This window comes from Rhodococcus sp. MEB032 (genome assembly GCF_030208925.1).
GTDB lineage: Bacteria > Actinomycetota > Actinomycetes > Mycobacteriales > Mycobacteriaceae > Rhodococcus_F > Rhodococcus_F qingshengii.
This window is the reverse complement of record NZ_JARVSY010000022.1, coordinates 1-1444: the sequence shown is the minus strand read 5'-3', so window position 1 is coordinate 1444 and position 1444 is coordinate 1. Positions and strand designations below refer to the sequence as shown.

Here is a 1444-nt window from a genome sequence, read left to right as displayed (position 1 = left end):
GGTTGAGGAACCACATGCGCTGCTGCGCCAACGACAACGGCACCCGAACCGGACGCACCTGCGCAGTCAACGCCGCACGTGAACCGCCACCGACATGAGAACCCAAACGAGCAGCCAACGCCTCCACCGTCGACGCCTCGAACAACTCCCGCACCGACACCGAAGCATCCAACGCCTGACCCAACCGAGACGTCACCTGCGTCGCAATCAGCGAATTACCACCGAGCGCGAAGAAATCATCATCCAAACCAACACGCTCGACGCCCAGAACATCCGCAAACGTCTGCGCAACAACCTCTTCCACCACCGACGTCGGAGCACGGAACACCGCAACCTGCAACGACGGAACCGGCAACGCCCGACGATCCAACTTCCCGTTCACCGTCAACGGAATCGAATCCAACACCACAAACGCCGACGGCACCATGTACTCCGGCAACAACGAACCCACCGACACCCGAAGATCGTCGACCGAAACGCTCACACCCGCAGCCGGAACCACATACGCCACCAACCGCTGATCACCCGGAGAATCCTCACGAACAACCACCGCCGTCTGCGCCACCGACACATCCGCCAACACCGCAGACTCGATCTCGCCGATCTCGATCCGGAAACCACGGATCTTCACCTGATCATCCGCGCGACCCAGATACTCCAAATCACCAGCACTGTTCCACGAAGCGACGTCACCCGTGCGGTACAACACCTCGCCGGCATTGAACGGATTCGCCACAAACCGCGTCGACGTCAACCCCGCCTGACCCAGATAACCCCGAGCCAACTGAACACCAGAGACATACATCTCACCCGCGACACCAACAGGCACCGGAGCCAAACGCGCATCGAGCACGAACACCTGCAGACCCGAAATAGCCTGACCCACAACACTCGCCGACGCATCCGCCGCCAACGCAGCATCCAACACACGATGGCTCACATGCACCGTCGTCTCCGTGATGCCGTACATGTTCACCAACGTCGGCGCGAAGTCACCGCGGCGGCCGTACCAATCCGACAAGCGACGCAGCTCGAGCGCCTCGCCGCCGAAAACAACCCACCGCAACGACAACTCAGCGGCCCGACCGGATTCCGACGCCAACCGATCAGCCTCAGCCAACTGATAGAACGCCGACGGCGTCTGATTGAGCACCGTCACCCGCTCAGCAGCAAGCAACTCCAAGAACTGCTCCGGCGACCGCGACGTCACATAATCCACAACCACCAACGTGCCGCCGTACAACAGCGGACCCCACAACTCCCACACCGAGAAGTCGAACGCATAACTGTGGAACATCGTCCACACATCGGATTCGTCGAACCCGTACACACCCTCGGTATTCGCAAACAACTTCGCCACCGTCGTGTGCGGAACCTGCACACCCTTCGGGCGACCCGTCGAACCCGACGTGTAAATCACATACGCAACATTCGACGACCGCAA

At 60.6% G+C, this 1444-nt stretch carries 1 protein-coding gene; it reads right to left on the bottom strand.

From position 1 onward, the window contains the following. Window positions 1-1444, bottom strand: a 1444-nt coding sequence (locus tag QRN54_RS21265) for a non-ribosomal peptide synthetase (protein ID WP_285183023.1), incomplete at both ends; no start/stop codon positions are given.